16 protein-coding genes and 1 tRNA gene are annotated in these 18,249 nt (G+C 23.0%); 2 read left to right on the top strand and 15 right to left on the bottom strand.

What is annotated here, in order from left to right; genetic code table 11:
• Positions 1-57 precede the first annotated feature (57 nt).
• Positions 58-399, top strand: a complete 342-nt coding sequence (locus tag N3A58_08585) for a response regulator (GenBank protein ID MCX8059453.1) — start codon at positions 58-60, stop codon at positions 397-399.
• 129 nt (positions 400-528) lie between these two features.
• Positions 529-1,011 carry a chemotaxis protein CheX gene (locus N3A58_08580; protein MCX8059452.1) on the top strand — a complete coding sequence of 161 codons (483 nt, stop codon included), beginning with the start codon at positions 529-531 and terminating at the stop codon, positions 1,009-1,011.
• A gap of 27 nt (positions 1,012-1,038) precedes the next feature.
• Here N3A58_08580 and N3A58_08575 read toward each other — a convergent pair whose 3' ends face one another.
• The 15 genes from N3A58_08575 to N3A58_08505 all read right to left on the bottom strand — a co-directional run bounded on the left by N3A58_08575 (position 1,039) and on the right by N3A58_08505 (position 18,125).
• On the bottom strand, positions 1,039-1,647 hold the full coding sequence (locus N3A58_08575) for a toprim domain-containing protein (protein ID MCX8059451.1): 609 nt from the start codon (positions 1,645-1,647) through the stop codon (positions 1,039-1,041).
• 55 nt (positions 1,648-1,702) lie between these two features.
• Positions 1,703-2,032 (bottom strand): YbaB/EbfC family nucleoid-associated protein, encoded by a 330-nt coding sequence (locus N3A58_08570; protein ID MCX8059450.1) that lies wholly within the window; start codon positions 2,030-2,032, stop codon positions 1,703-1,705.
• Entirely contained in the window at positions 2,029-3,642 is a 1,614-nt protein-coding gene (gene dnaX / locus N3A58_08565; protein MCX8059449.1) for a DNA polymerase III subunit gamma/tau, read from the bottom strand. Before dnaX ends, N3A58_08570 begins: the two co-directional genes overlap by 4 nt.
• A gap of 105 nt (positions 3,643-3,747) precedes the next feature.
• Positions 3,748-4,455: a thiamine diphosphokinase gene (locus tag N3A58_08560; GenBank protein MCX8059448.1), complete on the bottom strand. Its 708-nt coding sequence runs from the start codon at positions 4,453-4,455 to the stop codon at positions 3,748-3,750.
• 33 nt (positions 4,456-4,488) lie between these two features.
• Positions 4,489-6,012 carry a hypothetical protein gene (locus N3A58_08555; GenBank protein MCX8059447.1) on the bottom strand — a complete coding sequence of 508 codons (1,524 nt, stop codon included), beginning with the start codon at positions 6,010-6,012 and terminating at the stop codon, positions 4,489-4,491.
• Positions 6,009-7,220 carry a hypothetical protein gene (locus N3A58_08550; protein MCX8059446.1) on the bottom strand — a complete coding sequence of 404 codons (1,212 nt, stop codon included), beginning with the start codon at positions 7,218-7,220 and terminating at the stop codon, positions 6,009-6,011. The genes N3A58_08555 and N3A58_08550 overlap by 4 nt, the downstream gene beginning before the upstream one ends.
• Entirely contained in the window at positions 7,189-9,366 is a 2,178-nt protein-coding gene (locus tag N3A58_08545; GenBank protein ID MCX8059445.1) for a transglycosylase domain-containing protein, read from the bottom strand. The genes N3A58_08550 and N3A58_08545 overlap by 32 nt, the downstream gene beginning before the upstream one ends.
• A 173-nt stretch (positions 9,367-9,539) precedes the next feature.
• Positions 9,540-10,250, bottom strand: a complete 711-nt coding sequence (locus N3A58_08540; GenBank protein MCX8059444.1) for a hypothetical protein — start codon at positions 10,248-10,250, stop codon at positions 9,540-9,542.
• Positions 10,251-10,369: 119 nt separating this feature from the next.
• Positions 10,370-10,442, bottom strand: a tRNA-Lys gene (locus N3A58_08535).
• Positions 10,443-10,681: 239 nt separating this feature from the next.
• Positions 10,682-11,845 carry a conjugal transfer protein TraF gene (locus tag N3A58_08530; protein MCX8059443.1) on the bottom strand — a complete coding sequence of 388 codons (1,164 nt, stop codon included), beginning with the start codon at positions 11,843-11,845 and terminating at the stop codon, positions 10,682-10,684.
• A 45-nt stretch (positions 11,846-11,890) separates the two neighbouring features.
• Positions 11,891-12,619 carry a hypothetical protein gene (locus N3A58_08525; protein MCX8059442.1) on the bottom strand — a complete coding sequence of 243 codons (729 nt, stop codon included), beginning with the start codon at positions 12,617-12,619 and terminating at the stop codon, positions 11,891-11,893.
• Between the two features lie 83 nt (positions 12,620-12,702).
• Positions 12,703-14,061 carry a glycosyltransferase gene (locus tag N3A58_08520; GenBank protein ID MCX8059441.1) on the bottom strand — a complete coding sequence of 453 codons (1,359 nt, stop codon included), beginning with the start codon at positions 14,059-14,061 and terminating at the stop codon, positions 12,703-12,705.
• A gap of 31 nt (positions 14,062-14,092) precedes the next feature.
• Complete coding sequence (locus N3A58_08515) at positions 14,093-15,103, bottom strand: iron ABC transporter permease (protein ID MCX8059440.1); 1,011 nt, start codon at positions 15,101-15,103, stop codon at positions 14,093-14,095.
• Between the two features lie 38 nt (positions 15,104-15,141).
• Entirely contained in the window at positions 15,142-16,368 is a 1,227-nt protein-coding gene (locus N3A58_08510) for a hypothetical protein (protein ID MCX8059439.1), read from the bottom strand.
• Positions 16,356-18,125, bottom strand: coding sequence for an NADH-dependent [FeFe] hydrogenase, group A6 (locus tag N3A58_08505; protein MCX8059438.1), 1,770 nt, complete (start codon positions 18,123-18,125; stop codon positions 16,356-16,358). The genes N3A58_08510 and N3A58_08505 overlap by 13 nt, the downstream gene beginning before the upstream one ends.
• Between the last annotated feature and the right edge of the window lie 124 nt (positions 18,126-18,249).

Below are 18,249 nucleotides of genomic sequence, written 5' to 3'. Positions count from 1 at the left end.
ATATTTGAATTTATAAAATATTAAATTAAAATTTTAATAAAGATTTATGAATAGAATATGAAAGCATTAATTGTAGATGATGAACCTTATATTCAGCTTATAATAAAAAAAATCCTTTCAAGAAAAGGCATAGATTCGATTATTTGTAATAACGGCAAAGAAACATCAGAAATTTTAAAATCTTCTAATAAATTCGAATATATATTTCTTGATATTTCTTTGCCTGATATAAACGGTTTAGATTTAATCGAAAGCATTAAAAAATTTTTACCAGATTCTAAAATCATTTTAATGTCTGGATACCATAAAGAAAATATAGAAAACATAAATAATTATTCATTTGATTATTTTATTTTTAAACCTGAACTTACAGAAGTTATTAATTCAATTATTAAATAATTAATAATTATGAAATAATTAAATTCAAATTTTTATTATAATAAATAATAATTTATGATAAAAAATAATTATTGAAATTTTTTTATTTTAGTTTATAAATATTTATAAAATAACCAGGAAGGTTTATTTATGGCATCTATCAAAGCTGAATACATTAATCCTTTTATAAGTAATGCCTTGGAAGTTTTTGAGCAACTTGCTAATGTAGAGTTAAAGAAAAGTGAAGTAAAACTAAAATCTGATCCAACACCAGGCAATGATGTTTCTATTATTGTTGGTGTTGCTGGTTTTATTGAAGGACAAGTTGTTTATTCTTTAAAACAACATACAGCAGAAAGAATTGCTATGCAAATGATTACAGATCCCAAAAAACAACAAGATAAAGAAATGCTCAAATCTGCAATAGCAGAACTTGCTAATGTTATCACAGGTAGAGCTACTATAAATCTATCTGGAAAAGATAAAGTTTTAAGTATTACCCCTCCAGTTGTTATAATCGGAAAAGATTATAATATAGAACTTGTAAAACTTGAAACAATCGCTGCTTATTTTACATCTAGATTTGGAACTATAGAAATTAATATAGCTTTAAGAGAAAAAGCATCAAAATAGCAATAAATTTATATTTAATTAATAATTTTAGAATTCCTTCATATTTTTAATTGATTCTTTTAATGTATTTTCAGGAAATTCAGATATCTTAATACCTCCTGATAAACCCTCAGCAAGATTATAATAAATTATGTTTCTGTGTGGTAGATTTTTAATAATATAATTTTTAATAAAATGAGTTGTTATATTACCTTCTATTGTTTTAGGTAATCCAAATATTACTCTATCAATATTTTTAATATTTAAATAATTCTTAAGTTTATCTAAAAAAAGATTATCTGGAGTTATACCTTTAATTGGTGATATAAGGTTAAAAAGAATAAAATAAAAACCATTATATATTTTTGTTTTTTCTATAGAAATAAGATCGTTAAAATCTTCAATTATAAGTAATTCATTACTCCTACTATTATCAATACATATCTCACAAATATCATCTTTATAAGTAAAATTATTACATAAAGAACACCTTTTTATATTGTCTTTCAAATCAACTAGAATATTTATAATTTTTTCAATTTTATTTTTATCAAAATTAAGTAATTGTTCAGTTAACAAAAAACTTTTTTTTTCTCCTACTCCATTAAACATCTGAAAAAAAAGAGAAATTTCCTTATACAATTTTTCAAATCTCATTTTGAACTTTTAATTATTTAAAAAATTTTTTTATTTATTATTTTCAAAATATTCCCTATAAATTAAAATTATCATTAAAAAACATCTTTAAAGATTCAGGAATATTTATAGATTGATTTACCATTTCTTTTTTAGCTCTAAAAAGAACATCATTTATAGCAGCCAAAATAAGATCTTCTAACATTTTTTTATCATTCATATTAAATAATTCATCAGAAATAATTATTTGGACTATTTCTCCAAGAAGATTTGCTTTCACTATTACAAAATCCCCACCTGAAGAACCTTCAATAATAGTATGCTTTAATTTTTCTTTTATTTCTTCTTTATTTTCACTTAATTTTTTTAAGTCAGAAAAAATTTTACCTAAATCTGAAAAATTCATCCTAAATCTCCTTCATCTTTTATATATTCAGAATCAATAATTTCCATAATCTTAACATATTTGCTAGGTATTTCCTCACTTAAAATATCATTCTTTTTCTGATTTAACAAATTCTCTATTTTTTTAATTCCATTTTTAATCACCTCATCTTTAAGATCTTTTGAAATATTTTTTTGTTTATTATCATTATTTATTTTTTTTTCTTCAATTTCAACTTCTTTTTTCATTAATTCATCAAAATCCTTTTCAAGAAAAATATGTTTTCTCTTAACATCTACTTTTTTATTTTTATTAATATCATCAGTAATTGTTTTATCTTCGAGTTCATCTTTCATGGATTCTATTTTAATTTTAGTTTTTTCTGAAAAATCATCTGCTTTATCTGCAATACTAACTAATTCATCTCTTTTATAAGAAATGTCAGAAACATTTTTTATTTTTACACCTTTATCAATAAATAGTTTTTCTATATATGAAGTTGCAAATTTAATATTTCTAATAATTTCACTGTTAGGAATATAATTATCAATAAATGCAAAAGATACTAATAAATTTTCAAAATAAGGATATGGATTATAAAAATAATTTAAATTTTTAGAAAATTCTGAAAGTTTTTCTATCATCAATAACAATTTATCGTGTGTATAGATATCTTTAAATTTTTTAACATCTTCTATCTGTTCTAAAGTTAAACTCAAGTAATTTTGGTTTTCAATCCCAACTTTTATTAAAGAAATATCTCTTAAAAATTCTACTATTTGTAGTATAAAATTATTAAAATCTATGCCTGAAATATATGTTTGTTGAATTATTTCATAAATTCTCTTTAAATCTTTTGAAACAAAAGAGTCAAATAGTTTAACTATAATTTCAAATGGATGTACTCCAAGGATTTTTAAAACTATTTCTTCGTTAATCTCACTGGTTTTAGTAGCAAGAACTTGAGACAATATTGATAAAGCATCTCTCATAGAACCATACGCATACTTAGCTATCCAAAATATTGCTTTTTCATCATACTTGATATTATACTGACTCAATACATATTTGAGATGTTGAATAATTTCATCTGTAGTAAAAAGATGAAATTGAAATTGTTGACATCTTGATCTTATAGTTGGTAAAACTTTATGTATTTCCGTTGTTGCAAAAATAAAAATTACATTTTTTGGTGGTTCTTCAAGAGTCTTAAGTAAAGCATTAAAAGCTTCTTTTGTCAGCATATGAACTTCATCTATAATGTAGATCTTATACTTTGATTTAATAGGTACATATCGTATACTTTCCTGTAACTCTCTAATCTCATTAATACCTCGGTTAGAAGCTCCATCAATTTCTACTACATCAGGTGAATTTCCTTTTGTTATTTCAGCACAATTTTCACATTTATTACATGGTTTTTGAGTAGGTCCTTCTTTACAATTTAACATCTTAGCAAATATTCTCGCAGCAGAAGTTTTCCCAACACCTCTTGGTCCATAAAATAGATAAGCATGAAAAATATTATTAGTTTTAATAGAATTTTTTAGAACAATTGTTATAGCACTTTGTCCAACAAATTCTTCAAAAGATTGCGGTCTAAATTTAAGAGTTAAGGCTTCCTTCTCCATTCCTATAAAATTATACTATATATTTTTATTTTCAATTTAATAATTTATATATAATTAATTTTATATTAATAAAAAGAATTATTTTTTATATTATTTTTTACTAAATTATTCCTTTTCTATTAAAAAGTTATTATTAATTAAAATTTCTTTAATTTCTTCATAGTTTTTCAAAATACTAATTAATAAAATACCTTCTTCAAATTCTATAACTATTTCATCATCTGTTGTTTCATTTGATACACCCATACCAGTTAAATTAATATATTTTTTTTTAAATGAATACTTTGTATTTATTAAACTTAAATTTTTAACTCTTTTTAATGGGAAGACTGAAAAAAGACTCCCTTTACCAATATTGATTCTATATTTTCCCTTCTTTAAAAGAAGAAAATCTTCATATAGAGAATGAAAAAAAATTAAATCATTAAAACTATAAAAGGAATATATAAGAGACAAAAAATGATCCTCCCTTTTTCCTGAAACTCCATAAAAATGGTATTCTTTTATCTTTTTATTATAATGATTTTTAATATAAAAAAAAGCACCAAGAGTATCTGTATAATCTTTCTCCTTTTCAAATTTAATAATTTTATTTTCCGGAAAATATTTATGTGGATTATTAAAAGAATCAAAATCTCCTATAGCATAATCAATTCTATTTTGAAGTCCATTCTCAAAAAGAAAATTTAATCCTCCATCAACACCAATTAAAACATCATCATTTTTAATCTTACTTATATCTAATTTTAAATTACCATAATAACCATTAAGAAAAAAAAGTGCTCTAGATTTTTTATTCTCATTTCTTTCCATAATATATAAATAATTTTTAGTTTTAATCAAAATTTATTTTAATTTAGATAATATATCTTTAATAGCATTTTTATTGAAAAAAATAATATTTTTATTCCCTGCAAATTTATTCAATAAACTCATATCAAAAGTTCCAGTGTAAAAAATAGCAATTTTAGTTAAATTTAACTTTTCAATCAAATCTAAACAATTTTCTATTATTTGTTCAGAAAAAGTTTTACCTCTAAAAAACTTTACTAAATACTTATCAACATTGGATCCAACTTTTTTATTCCCAATAAAATAAATTCCAACTCCGCTATCTTTATCAGGATCGAGTGGATCCCTATATATTTTGATCTCTTCAAAACCAAGATTTTTCAAAATTGATTGATTTATTAAAATCCAATTTTGATATTTTTCTTCTTTATATTGTTCGAAACTATATGTAAAACCAGTTTTTGTTTTGCTTAACCCTAGTTCATCTTCTATATCAGAAAGATCGATATTTTTACTTATTAAGATATTACTTTCAATTAATTTAATAGGAAATTTAATTTCAATCATGTTTGACCAATTACTTAAAGCTTGAATAAAATTTGAGTCAGTTTTGATTGAATCAAGTTTAAGTATTATGTCATTAATATCTTTATAATCTTTATCCATATTAAATAATATTTTAAAACATCTTTCACCATTGCTTAAATCATTATCCTTATAATAAGCAAAAGCTATATTATACAATACATCTTTTAAATATTCAATTTGTGAAAAATTTCTATATTTAATAAATTCTTCATAATAATTTATAGCAAATTTGAAATTATCAAATTTTTGATATATATTTCCTATTATTCTATATGATTCAGCTAGCAACTCTTTTGGAAGGTTTTCTTTTTTAACAAGCTCAAGAAATACTTTTAAAGCCTTATCAAAATTACCTTTTAAAAATAAAATAACACCTAAAGTAAAGATATAAATCAAATTATTTTCTTCAAGTTCAAGGGCTATTTTTATAGCTTCATATGCTTCTGTATATTCACTCAATAAAAAATAACATAAAGATATTTCATAATATATTTGACTATTTTTTTTATCAATTTTTTTTAGTTCGTTATAATAAAAAAGAGCTTTTCTATATTCCCCTGCCCCAGCATATATTTTAGCACAATACATTAAAGCACCTTTATTAAGAGGATCTTCTCTAAGAAGTTTTATTAAATAATATAAAGCATCCTTTAAGGATCCCAAATAATAATTTGAAAAACCCAATATCCATAATAGATCTTTATAAAATGGATAGGAATCAGCTTTACCCGATTTAAATACAGGAGTAAGATTCATTATACAATCTTTATAATGTTCATAAACAAATAATGCTTTGGAATAATAATATCTTGCAGCATCTGATCTTTCTAAATAAACTTTATTTTTATTAATAAGTTCTATAATTTTTGCAAAATTTGAAGTTTTAGCTAGACTTTCTAATTGCTTTTCAAATGGTAAATTTCTTATAAAAAGCAAATAGAAACCACACCCTAGAAAGAATAATATAAAAACAACTAAAAAATAAATCATTTATAATAAACCTTAATGTTATAAAAAATTTCAGATAAAATATTGCCTTTTATTAATTTTATAAAATAAATTCCTTTATTCAAGTTTAATTTTATAAATAGTTTTTGTTCTTTTATTTTTTCTTTAAAAATAACATTATATTCCCAATCCAATATTAAAATATCTATAAAAGAATCGCCATCTATTTCAATCTCAAAAACTATTTCTTTATTATCTATCAAATTACTAAAGTAAAAAATATCAATATCATTTTCAAAACTTAAAGCTCCAATTATTTTAGAATTATTTATTATTTGATTTGCAACTTCATAACTATCATTGAATTCAATCTCCCCTGTAAAATATGAATCATTTAATGACAACTCATAATTCAATAAACTTCCAAAAATTTTTATATAATATTTTCCCTTTTCAAAAAGAATAGGAAAAATATTTCCACCATATTTAATATTTTCTTTTTTAAATAATACATTTCCATTCTCATCACTAATTTCAATATTCCCATAACCATCTAATATTTTAAAACTTATATTTAAGAATTTTGCTTTTTCAAAATCAAAAGTAAAATAATCTAAATCTTTATTATTAGAATAGCCTTTATAAATATTATTTAATATAATATTATTTGCTTTTTCTACTTTATTATTTGGTTCAATTTCAACAAATTCATTTTTATAGTTACTAATAAAAATTAAATTATATGAAAATTCATAAAATTTATTAGAACTATCATCAGTATTATCATCATTTCTATAAATTTTTATGTAAATCTTTTCACCTGGATAAATATTTATATAAATATTTTTGTTTTGTTTTTCTTTTAAGATTAAATTTTTATCAGTATCATAAACTTCAACATAAAGTTGTTTAATACCTGCATCATTTAATATTATATTAATTTTTTTAATATTATCTTGAGAATCATTTCTTATTGAAAAAACATCAATATCTTTAGAATCATCTATTAGTCCATATACATTATTAAAATTAATTATTTCATTACTGATATTAAAATTATCATTTGGTTCTATTTCAATCCCAACTTTATTAATAGATATATATTTTTTATAAGAAAAATAATCAATAAATTTCTTATTTATCTTATTGTTTTCTATTTTTAAGCAAGAAACATTTAACGGAACTACAATTAGGAAAAAAATAATAGTTAAAATAGTTTTAGTTTTTATTTTTTCTAATTTGATCAACATCTTTACTACTACTATTTATATCTTGATTAAATTCACTTTTTAAAAGACTTTCTAAATTTACATTATCGTCAGTTACAATCTTTTCTAAAATATTATATGGATAATTATCTCTATCAAAGGGAATTAAAACTTTATCTGATTCATCAAGAAAAAAATTTATTTTATTTAAATCTATATATTTAAAAACCAAATCACTATCTAAAAAATCATAATATTTTAAAAAAAATTGATAAACATTTTTAATATACTCAAAATATAGTCTTGCTGCATATTCACCTCCTGTCAAATAAGTATTGCCCCCACCTTTTTCATATCCAACCCATACTCCTGTAACAAGATTACCAGTAACTCCAATAAACCAACTATCTCTGCCATCATTTGTAGTCCCAGTTTTACCAAAAGTTTGATAAAAAAAATTTGCTAAATTTCTAGCATTATATGCAGTTCCTCCTTTTTCTAAAGGAAACTTTAACAAGTACAATATCATATCTGCATATCTTTTATCTATTATTTTTTCTTTTTCTACTTTTTTAACTTCATAGATCACCTCACCAAAAGATTCTATTTTCTTGATAAAATAAGGCTTTATTTTAAAGCCTCCACTTGCAATTGTTGCATAAGAAACCACTAATTCAAGCAAAGACATTTCAATAGAACCTAATACTATAGAAGGATATGGTTTAAATCTTTTTTCAAAATCATTTCTAACATGACCAAATATAATTTTTATAAAATTTAAAAAATCATTTAAATCTATCTCTGTTGCTATTTTAGCAGGTATAGAATTTATAGATTTTTTAATAGCAAAATATATTGGTACATTACCATAGTATTTATCTCCATAGTTTTTAGGTTCCCAAATAATATTACTATCTAATTTAAATGAATATTCTTTATCCTCTAATATTGTGATAGTAGTCAATATTTTTTTCAAAAAGCAATACAAAAAAAATAATGGTTTAAACGAAGATCCCGGTTGTCTAAGTGAAAAAATTGCTCTATTATACTGATTTATTTCTGAATATCTTTTTCCCCCACAAATTGAAACAATTTCAAAAGTTTCTGGATTAATTGAAATTACTGCTATTTCAATATTATTAAAATCATTACTATCCATTTTTTCAAAAAAAAGTCTCTTATCATTAAAAAATTTTGAAAAACTTTTATTTAATGACAATATGCAGTTTAAATCAAAAGTAGTATATATATTGAAGTTATTTAAATATGCTTCCTCAAGTGTAAACATTTTATCTATTTCTTTTATAACTAAATCTGTAACCCAAGGCGCATAATCGTAATCTATTATATTTATATCTCTAAAAACTTTATTAATATTAAACTGAGCCCAAAACTCTTCAAATATTCTTTCTTCTTTATCTTTATCTATTAAATTATTTTCTACACATTTTCTAAGAAGAGTTTTATATTTTTTCTTTGATAAGTCTAAATTTCTAATTGGAGAAAAATATTCAGGAGATGAAATAATAGAAACAAGCAATAATGATTCAGAAAAATTTAATTCCCAAACATGTTTATTAAAATAAAACAAGCTTCCAGATTCAAAACCATACCTTCCAAAACCTAAATATACAATATTTAAGTAAATTTCAAGAATATCTTCTTTTGATAATACATTTTCAATGTAATAAGAAGTAAATAACTCATAAATTTTCCTTTTTATTGTTTTTCTTCTGTCGGTAAAAAGTAATTTTGATATTTGTTGTGTTATAGTTGAACCACCATATAATATTTTACCTTCTAAAATATTCTTAAAAAAAGAAACAATAATTCTTTTTAAGTCATACCCTTTATGTAAAAAAAATTCTTTATCTTCTTTAATTAAAATAATATCAATTAAAAATGAAGGATAATAATTTAATTGCACATAATTGTATTGATTTTTCTTTAAATTTGAAATAAGTCTATTATTTCTATCATAAATATTTATTTCAAGAACTCTAAAATACTTTTTATCATAAGTTCTAATAGCACCATTTAAAGATTTAATTTGATAATAAATATCAAATTTATCTTTTTGCCATGTTTTATAAAAATATAAAAAAATTGATAATAAAATAACTAAAGATAAAAATAAACTTAACAGTAATAATTTTATAAAAAAGAGAGTTTTATAACTTTTATTCATAATTAGTTCTTTACTTTAGATAAAATAATTTAAGTATAAAATAATTAAAATATTTATTTTTTCAGCTTTAACCTATTTGATTAAATTTTTTTTGTCTTATTCGTATACTATAAGTATTGCAGGTTTCCAAATTAAGAACTAAATTTTCAATTTATTAATAATTTAATTTTTTATTATAAACTAAGTTTTAAATTTATTCCAAAGCACATTATAAAATCAAATCCGTCAAGTATATCAAAAGTCATAAAATGTACTGATAAAAAAGGAGTAATTTGCAATAAAAACCCAAGGTTAAAAACACCCCTACCATCACTATAATATGCTATACCTCCCATTCTGTGAGGATTATTCAAAAACTCAGCCAACAAAAGAAATTGATCCCCTATTAAGGGAATTTTAGTACCAATGTATAGATTTATAAGATCATCCTGTCCTCTTCCTATATAAAAATCTTTACCGATAGTAACATCCATAACACCTTTACCAAAGATTGACCCTGAATGAATTGCAACATAAGGTTCTATTGTAGTATATCCTAGTCCACCCAAAAATCCATCAATTATAAGACCAAATGATGCTCCTTTAGTAAATTGGATCTTTGTTGAAAGTTGTAATGGATTTATAGAACCACTACCAGATAAATTAATTTCATAAGCTAGACCAATTTCCCAATCTTTTATAAGAGAAAATGTCAAAGCAACTGGTAAGCTTCCTGGAGTAAAAACATAAGATGTACTAATTATAAAAGTTCTTGGTGGGCATGGATTCGCTGTTGGAGTTAAAATATAACCGTAAACACCAGAAAAAGTAGAATAATAAGTTTGTGCAAAAATTGGTACATTAAAAACTAAAATAAAAATAATAACTAATAATAATTTTTTCATATTTCACCTCTCTTAAAATTATTTACCTTATTTATTATAACTTATTTAACAATTTTTTCAATTTAAAAAAAATATAAAAAAAAGCTACCCTATTTTTTAATAGGGTAGCCTTTAAAAAATGAGCTGCAAAGGATTCGAACCTTTGGCCCTCGCCTTAAAAGGGCGATGCTCTACCGACTGAGCTAGCAGCTCAAGTTCAAAAAAATAAAATCATTTAAATTTTTTTTGTCAACTAAAATTTAAATTTAGTTAGATAGATCTATTCAAAATAAAATCAACCTTAAATATTACCATCTAACAAATAACAAATAATAAATAAAATAGTATTATTTCATTTATAGATAAATATTTAGTAAAAATATAAAAAGGAGGGATTAAAATATCCCTCCTTTATCATAATTATATTTTTTTTTATTAAATTTATAAAAAATTTACCAAATAAAAGATAGATTTATTAATAAATTTTCCTCTTGGTTTAATCCAGGAATTGGAGATAATTCTCTTGAGTAATATGCTAAGCTAATTTGTAAAATTAAAAGATTAATTGTAATTCCAAAAGTTGGATAACCTTGCATTAAACCAAATCTAAATTTAAAAATCCCAAATGACTGAATTTCTGTTCCCATAAACAATTTAGAACCTAAAGTATAATAATTTTTTCTTGATAAATCTTCTATAAATTGATTAATATTTTGAATATCAGCAGTAAGAACAACATTATAAGCAATTAATGGTAATAATGTTCCAACTTTATAAGCAACTCCAAAATTTAATTGAGGTTTTATATATGCTTTTCCTTCAACAGGTTTTGAAGATGGACCAATAGATAAATCCTGAGTACTGTTAATCTTCCAATAACTTAATCTTGTAAAAATATCCATTACTGTTAATCCCAATTGAAGATTTCCAAGTTTCATAATAGCACCAACATCAAAACCTAAACCACTCCCTTTATAAAGAGCTATAGGTAAAGTTCCCTGCGATGGACTATAATTTAATAAATTTAATATTGAAGACTTTTCTTCACCCCAAAGTTTAAATAACAATTTTACATTAGCTCCAACAATAAAAGGACCAACATTGAAAGCCATACCAACAATAGCACCAATATCAGCATTAACATTTAAATATGCATCAGGAACCAATAAACCTTTTTTAATGTTTGCAGTAACATGAAAAGAATCAAAAACTGCAACCCCAATTCCTCCAATCATTAAACCTGCAAAAGGTAAACCTGAAAACCCTATAGATAATCTTAATCCAATTAAAGTCTTTACAAATTCTGGATCTTTCATCAAAACAGAAAAATCATTTTGACTTTGCATTATTTGATTAAACAAATTTAACATTGTAAAATTAGCTCTAAGTGATGGATCAAGCAAAAAAAGATGCCTGTTACCTTGTATACCATATGCTGCAGGATTATAAAAGAAAGCATCTGGGCCTTGTCCCCAAGCTGTATAAGCCCCTCCCATTGAAAAAACTCTCGGAGTAAAATAATAAATAGCTGGGGCTTCAATCATTTGTTGTTGAGCAAATACTTTAAATGATAAAAGAATAAATAATAATATTATAATATATTTTATTTTTTTCATAATATTCTCCTTAACTATTTTTAATATTTGAAAAAACTATGCTTTCTATAAACCCAAAAGTGATTGTGCTATCTGTTTTAAACTATCAGAAACATTTGGAGAATTAATTATAGCTTGTAAGGAATCCTTTGCATCTTGCAATGCTCCACTAGCAGGATTACTGAAATCTATACTATTGAAAGCATTCTGAACTACAGTTTCATTAGTCCATTGTCCCTGTGGGATTTGACTATCAACATGTTTAATTATATTAAATAAAGCATTTAATATTTGCATTCCTGGATTAAGTTGTGAACTATTTTGATTATATTCTGCAGCATAGTTTAAATATGTTGCAGCATTTGATATTGCAGCAATTGCATTTTCTAAAGCATTTGGATCATTTGACAGATTACTAAAAAAACTACCAAGTGAATTACCATTAACACTTTGTCCACTTGCAAGTTGTTGTATTAGATTATATGCTTCAAAAAGTATTGGATCTGATAAAACAGTAGCTTGAGCTATTAAATATGCTGCTTGAGCTTCCTGTTCAGTTTGAGCTCCATTACTTAAATCAGAACTCCAACTTTGAATTAAAGAATCCCTTATTGAAGCTGCTTCTGATGGAGATTGTACATTTCCCAAAGCCTCTTCTGCAATACTTAATTGTTCTTCTTTGGGTAAATTTTTAACAATATCTCCTAAATTTTTAGGTCTGAATATATTAAAATTACAAGAATAAATCAAAAATAAACTTAATATTCCCACTAAAATTATAGATTTTTTTAACATAAAAACCCCCTATATTTTAATAAATAAAATTCGTTTCTAAAAATTAGTTATAAAAAATACCATATTTAAATAATAATTCAATGTTAAAAAAAATCAACTAATAACAGAACTAAAATAACAAATTTAACAATATTATTCATCTCTATTTTTTCTCTTTTTATAGAACCTATTACCCAACATTTAATTTTAAAAAATATTTGATCTAAAATAAAATCCTTATTAGATGAAATTAAACTATATAAACATAAATATCTATTACAAAATCTACTTTCTCTTTTGTATTTATCTAATATAACTAAAATTTTTATAATAAATCTATAAAATCCTTGTAATCTATAAAATTCAAAATTATCATATGTTTTTGTTAAAGATTCAACATTAGTCCACTTTCTAATAATAGTTAATTTTTCATCAAGAAGAAAAACATTGAATAAAAATGTTATTTTTAAGAAAAAGTAATAATCTTCCATAACTGGTAAATTTGAAAATGGTTCTTCATTAAAAAAGTTTTGTATAAAATCAAGAGTTTTTTTTGATAGTGTTAATGAAGGAATAGAAATTCTATTCTGTTTTATTGATTCCAAAAAAATATTACCTTCTATCTTGAAATGTTTTTTATTTAAATTAATTAATTTATCATCATACAAATAATAATCTTTATTCTGTAAAATAATGAAATCCCTATCTAAATTATCAAAATGAAAAGTGTCTTTATTAATATTTTCAAACTCATTACTATTTTTAATTTTTCTAACAAAATTTTCAGCCAATTTTAATCTCGATGGAAGATAAATATCATCAGAATCTAAAAAAGAGATAAAATTACTCTTTGAAAATTTTAACCCATTATTTTTCGCTACACCAGAAAAAAAAGTTTCGGAATGTCTTAAGATTACAATCTTTCTTATAAATAACTTTTTTTGTTTTTTATTATGTATTTTAATTAAAATAGTTTTTTTATATTTAATTTTATAATCACCTAATTCAAATTTATTTTTTAAATACTTGTATCTATTTAGCAATAATAAATTATAAATCTTTTTTGCAAAAAATTTTGATTTTAATCTTTTTAGTTGAAAATCATTTTTATAAAAATAAATATTATCAATATTTATATAGAATAAATCTCTTTTTAAAATTAATTTTAAGTAGTTTTCAATTTTTTTTTTGTATAATATTATCTTATAAATATTACTTAGAAAATAAGTATAAAAATTTTCTTTCGAGTTATCATCTATTAAAATAATTTTTATAAAATAAACATCTTGAAGCAATACAGAAACAACTGCTTCTAAAGTTAGATCAAACCTATTTTTTAATGGTATAATAACAGAATGAGAATTTAAATAATAGTATTTATTTAATCTTTTTTCTTTAATAACATTAAATTTTTTAGAATATAATTTTTTTTTATAATTTATTCTTTTTTTAATTACTTTCATAAATTAATTTTAAATAAAAAATTAAATTTTTCTAATAAATAATATTGGAACTTTTTTTTAATAGCAAAAAAATAAAAATGGGAGAACAAGTTAAAGATGTTATAACTCCAACAGGAATATCAGAATTTAAACCAAATATAGATGGTAAAAACTGAGCCAAGGTATCACACACGACTAAAATTATTCCTCCCCATAAAATTGAAATAATTGAAATTCTTTTAAAATTTTGATCAGGCAATATATTTCTTACAAAATGTGGAGTTATAAAGCCAACAAAACCTATTATACCTGATTGAGAAACAACAATGGAGGTTATAAAAGATGCAAGTAATATTAACAAGAGTTTTTTTCTTTTTATATTAATTCCCAAATTTATAATATATGAGTCTGGTAAATAAAATATATCTAGTTCTTTCCAATAAAATAAAATAAAAAAATAAGTAATCAAAATTATAAGCAAAAATAAAAGAGGAGATATTTTTGTATAAGAAGGAACATAGCCCATAAGCCAAGATAAAGCTATATGAGTTTTATTTGACAATAAAGATAAAAAAAGAGCAATTAACGAAGAGAAAAAAGAGTTTATTATTACTCCTGCAAGTATTAAAGTATTTACATTAAAATACTTTGAATTTATAATAAATATAAAAATAAATATAACAACTGTAAAGCTTCCAATAAGTGCTCCTAATGGTAGAAAAGATAAAAGTCTATTGTTGTTATATAGAATGGATAAGAAAACAATAAATACTGCACCAAAAGATGCACCAGATGAAATTCCTAAAGTATATGGTTCAGCAAGTGGATTCCTTAATAATATTTGAAGAATCAAACCACATAGAGCTAAAGTTCCACCTATTATTAAACCATTATATAATTTTGGAATCCTTAATTGAGTCACAATAATATAGCTTGGAGAATGTTTATCAATTTTAAATATATTTATAATAGTAGTTCCCACTGATATTCTTAAAAATGAAATAAAAAAGAGAACAAAGATCGATATTACAAAAATTAAAATAAATCTATTTTTTATATTCATTTATATATTAAAAAGATTGTATCAACAAAAATTATATTTCAAAAAAAATTGCTTATAAAAAAGTTTTCAATAAATTTTTCTTCTGAAAAAAAATAATTTAAGCTATTGTAATTTGGGACAATATTTAAATATTTCTCATTTATTTTTAAAATTTGAAAAATTTTTAATTCACTATTTTCATATTTATTAATTATGTTTCCATTTCCTAAATTTATTGAAAAATTTATAATTTCGTCAAAAAAATCTGAAACTACATTAATCCAATTTATATAAAATAAAAAAGGAATATAATTAATATGATTTTCATCTATACTTTTACTAAAAAGTGGAATAAACAAAATATTTTTTAAATTTTCTTCTTCAACAAATTTAATAAATTTATCTAAGTATTCCTCATTTATTATATTAATATAACACCTTTTATTAAAACTAAATAATTCCAATAGTTTTTTTCTATCTAAATTATTAAAATCAATTAGATTGATATCGTAAGTTTTAAATATATAAAATTTGTTATTACTTAAATAACTTTCTTCAAATCCTTTCTTAAAATCATAATTATAAAATTTTTCTTTATTAAAAAATAAATTAACTGAAAAATTATTTTGAAATCCTTCAATATTTATTAATAATATTCTTTTTTCAAATAGATAATTCAAAAACATTTGTAAAAAATTTCCTAAACTTTTATAATCTAATGTTATAATACTAATATTATTTATCTTTTCCTTTTTTATTTCTTGATAATCAAATATATTAGCTCTTTCCAGTTTCTGAGAATCAGTTATAATATTTAACAAATATAAATTTTTATTTTTTTGAAAAAATTCAAAAAGTTCAAAATCCATGTCAAGGTTACAACCTATTATTATTTCTCCTTTATCTTGAATATGTAAGTTTAAATTTTTACTTATTAAGTCAATTAATCTTGACTCTTTCTTATTTTTATTTTCTATAATTGTTAAAGGGAAATTATAATTATATTGGGCTTTTATAATTCCTTTGTATATAAGGCCTTCATCATAATCATTTGAATAAATAAATTTAATATCGTTTAAAATATATATAACCTCATAATTTATATCTTTTATATATGAAAATATCTCTCTATTCTTATTATTATCAGAACTAAATAGATCTTCTCTCTTTTTACAACTTGAAAATATAAAAATAAAACTAATAAAAAAAATAAAATAAATATTATAAATTAAAAATTTATTTTTAATATACTTCTTATTAATTTTAATATTTTTCATCCTACCCATTCTGAATCATGCTCTCCTTTATATAGAGGTCTTGGCACATAATGAGTATGTAAATATTTATGAGCAATATGAGAGTTTGGCTTTTCTAAAAAATCTTCATATAATTTTTTAATCGATGGATTATTGTGTGATTGCCTTATTGTTAAAGTTTCATCTTCATTATATAATCCTTTAGCCCTTTGTTCCCTAACTTTTAATGTTGAACCATAAGGTTGACCTCCTCCTCCTACACACCCTCCCCTACAAGCCATTACTTCTATAAAATGATATGGTGTAGGCTCCCCTTTCCTTTTAGCCTCTCTCACTTTGTTTAAAATTTTTTCAACATTACCTAAACCAGAAGCAACAGCTATTCTTATTCTTTTACCAAGAATATCTATCTCTCCTTCTTTTATTCCATCAATGCCTCTAACAAACTTAATTTCTGGGGAATCAAGTTCCTTACCAGTCAAATAAAAATAAGCTGTTCTTAACGCTGCCTCCATAACTCCACCTGAAGCACCAAATATAGTACCAGCACCACTATATCCCCCTAATGGGTTATCAGCCTCAGATTCTGGTAAACTTGCAAGATCTATCCCTGCAACTTTTAACATTCTTGCGAATTCTCTTGTAGTTATAGTTGCATTCACATCTTTTGTACCTGATGAATACATATCATCAATTCTGTCTATTTCATATTTTTTCGCTGTACAAGGCATAATTGAAACAAGGAATATTTTGTTAGGAAGGATTCCCATTTTTTTTGCCCAATAAGTTTTTACCATCGCACCTAACATTTGATGGGGAGATTTTGCTGATGAAAAATGAGGAATTAAATCATAGAAAAATTTCTCAAGATAATCAACCCAAGATGGGCAGCAAGTTGTAATTAATGGTAATTTTTCAGGGCATTTTGTAAACCATTCTTCAAACTCTTTAGCTTCTTCGCAAATGGTTAGATCAGCCCCGAAATTTGTATCAAATACATATTTAAATCCTAATCTTCTTAAAGCAGTATACATCTTTTTTACGACATTTGTACCAACAGGAAAGCCAAATTCTTCACCTATTGCAACCCTAACAGCTGGTGCCTCTTGTGCAACAAGAACAAGATCTGGATTTGACAAAGCTTCCCAAACTTTTTCAGAATCATCTTTTTCATAAATAGCACCAACAGGACAAACAGAAGAACATTGTCCACATTTAACACATTCTGATTCTTCTAACTTTCTTTCCATAGTTGGCCCTACAAATGTATCAAATCCTCTATTAGAGTATTCAAGAGCATGAACATTTTGAATAACTTGACAAACTTCTACACATCTACCACACTGAATGCAATAAGCTGGAGAAAGGGTTATAGCATTTGATGATGTATCTTTTTCGACTATAGGCCTTAAAATTTTAGTAAATTTAGTATCAATTATATTCATTTCATACGCTGCTTTCTGTAATTCACACTTTTGATTTTTTATACATTCAAGACAATTATTTGGATGATTTGATAAAATCAATTCTAACACAGTCTTCCTTGCAGATAATATGGATGGAGAATTTGTTATTATATCCATACCTTCGGATACAGGAGTTGAACATGCCCTTACCATTTTTCCACCTTTAAGCTCAACTACACATAACCCACAATTTCCTGATGGTTTTAAATCTTCATGAAAACATAAAGTTGGAATTTTTATTCCTATTTTTTTTGCAGCTTCTAATATAGTTATATTATCTTCAACCTCTAATACAAAATTATTGATCTTTATTTTTGTCATTTTTAATCTCCTAAAATAAAATTTGCTAAAAATTTTTTAATTATTTTATAATTAAAAAACCAACAAATATTACTTCTTTACTGATATTAATTTATATTAATTTATAATTTTTACAATTATTTTC

This window comes from Spirochaetota bacterium (assembly GCA_026415295.1).
Taxonomy (GTDB): domain Bacteria; phylum Spirochaetota; class JAAYUW01; order JAAYUW01; family JAOAHJ01; genus JAOAHJ01.
The sequence above is the reverse complement of the archived record's forward strand: the minus strand, read 5'-3'. Positions and strand labels throughout refer to the sequence as shown.

What these genes read in the sequence shown, in the direction of transcription:
- N3A58_08585 (MCX8059453.1), top strand. Translation starts at nt 58, where the DNA reads ATGAAAGCATTAATTGTAGATGATGAACCTTATATTCAGCTTATAATA.
- N3A58_08580 (MCX8059452.1), top strand. Translation starts at nt 529, where the DNA reads ATGGCATCTATCAAAGCTGAATACATTAATCCTTTTATAAGTAATGCC.
- N3A58_08575 (MCX8059451.1), bottom strand. Translation starts at nt 1,647, where the DNA reads ATGAGATTTGAAAAATTGTATAAGGAAATTTCTCTTTTTTTTCAGATG.
- N3A58_08570 (MCX8059450.1), bottom strand. Translation starts at nt 2,032, where the DNA reads ATGAATTTTTCAGATTTAGGTAAAATTTTTTCTGACTTAAAAAAATTA.
- dnaX (MCX8059449.1), bottom strand. Translation starts at nt 3,642, where the DNA reads ATGGAGAAGGAAGCCTTAACTCTTAAATTTAGACCGCAATCTTTTGAA.
- N3A58_08560 (MCX8059448.1), bottom strand. Translation starts at nt 4,455, where the DNA reads ATGGAAAGAAATGAGAATAAAAAATCTAGAGCACTTTTTTTTCTTAAT.
- N3A58_08555 (MCX8059447.1), bottom strand. Translation starts at nt 6,012, where the DNA reads ATGATTTATTTTTTAGTTGTTTTTATATTATTCTTTCTAGGGTGTGGT.
- N3A58_08550 (MCX8059446.1), bottom strand. Translation starts at nt 7,220, where the DNA reads ATGTTGATCAAATTAGAAAAAATAAAAACTAAAACTATTTTAACTATT.
- N3A58_08545 (MCX8059445.1), bottom strand. Translation starts at nt 9,366, where the DNA reads ATGAATAAAAGTTATAAAACTCTCTTTTTTATAAAATTATTACTGTTA.
- N3A58_08540 (MCX8059444.1), bottom strand. Translation starts at nt 10,250, where the DNA reads ATGAAAAAATTATTATTAGTTATTATTTTTATTTTAGTTTTTAATGTA.
- N3A58_08530 (MCX8059443.1), bottom strand. Translation starts at nt 11,845, where the DNA reads ATGAAAAAAATAAAATATATTATAATATTATTATTTATTCTTTTATCA.
- N3A58_08525 (MCX8059442.1), bottom strand. Translation starts at nt 12,619, where the DNA reads ATGTTAAAAAAATCTATAATTTTAGTGGGAATATTAAGTTTATTTTTG.
- N3A58_08520 (MCX8059441.1), bottom strand. Translation starts at nt 14,061, where the DNA reads ATGAAAGTAATTAAAAAAAGAATAAATTATAAAAAAAAATTATATTCT.
- N3A58_08515 (MCX8059440.1), bottom strand. Translation starts at nt 15,103, where the DNA reads ATGAATATAAAAAATAGATTTATTTTAATTTTTGTAATATCGATCTTT.
- N3A58_08510 (MCX8059439.1), bottom strand. Translation starts at nt 16,368, where the DNA reads ATGGGTAGGATGAAAAATATTAAAATTAATAAGAAGTATATTAAAAAT.
- N3A58_08505 (MCX8059438.1), bottom strand. Translation starts at nt 18,125, where the DNA reads ATGACAAAAATAAAGATCAATAATTTTGTATTAGAGGTTGAAGATAAT.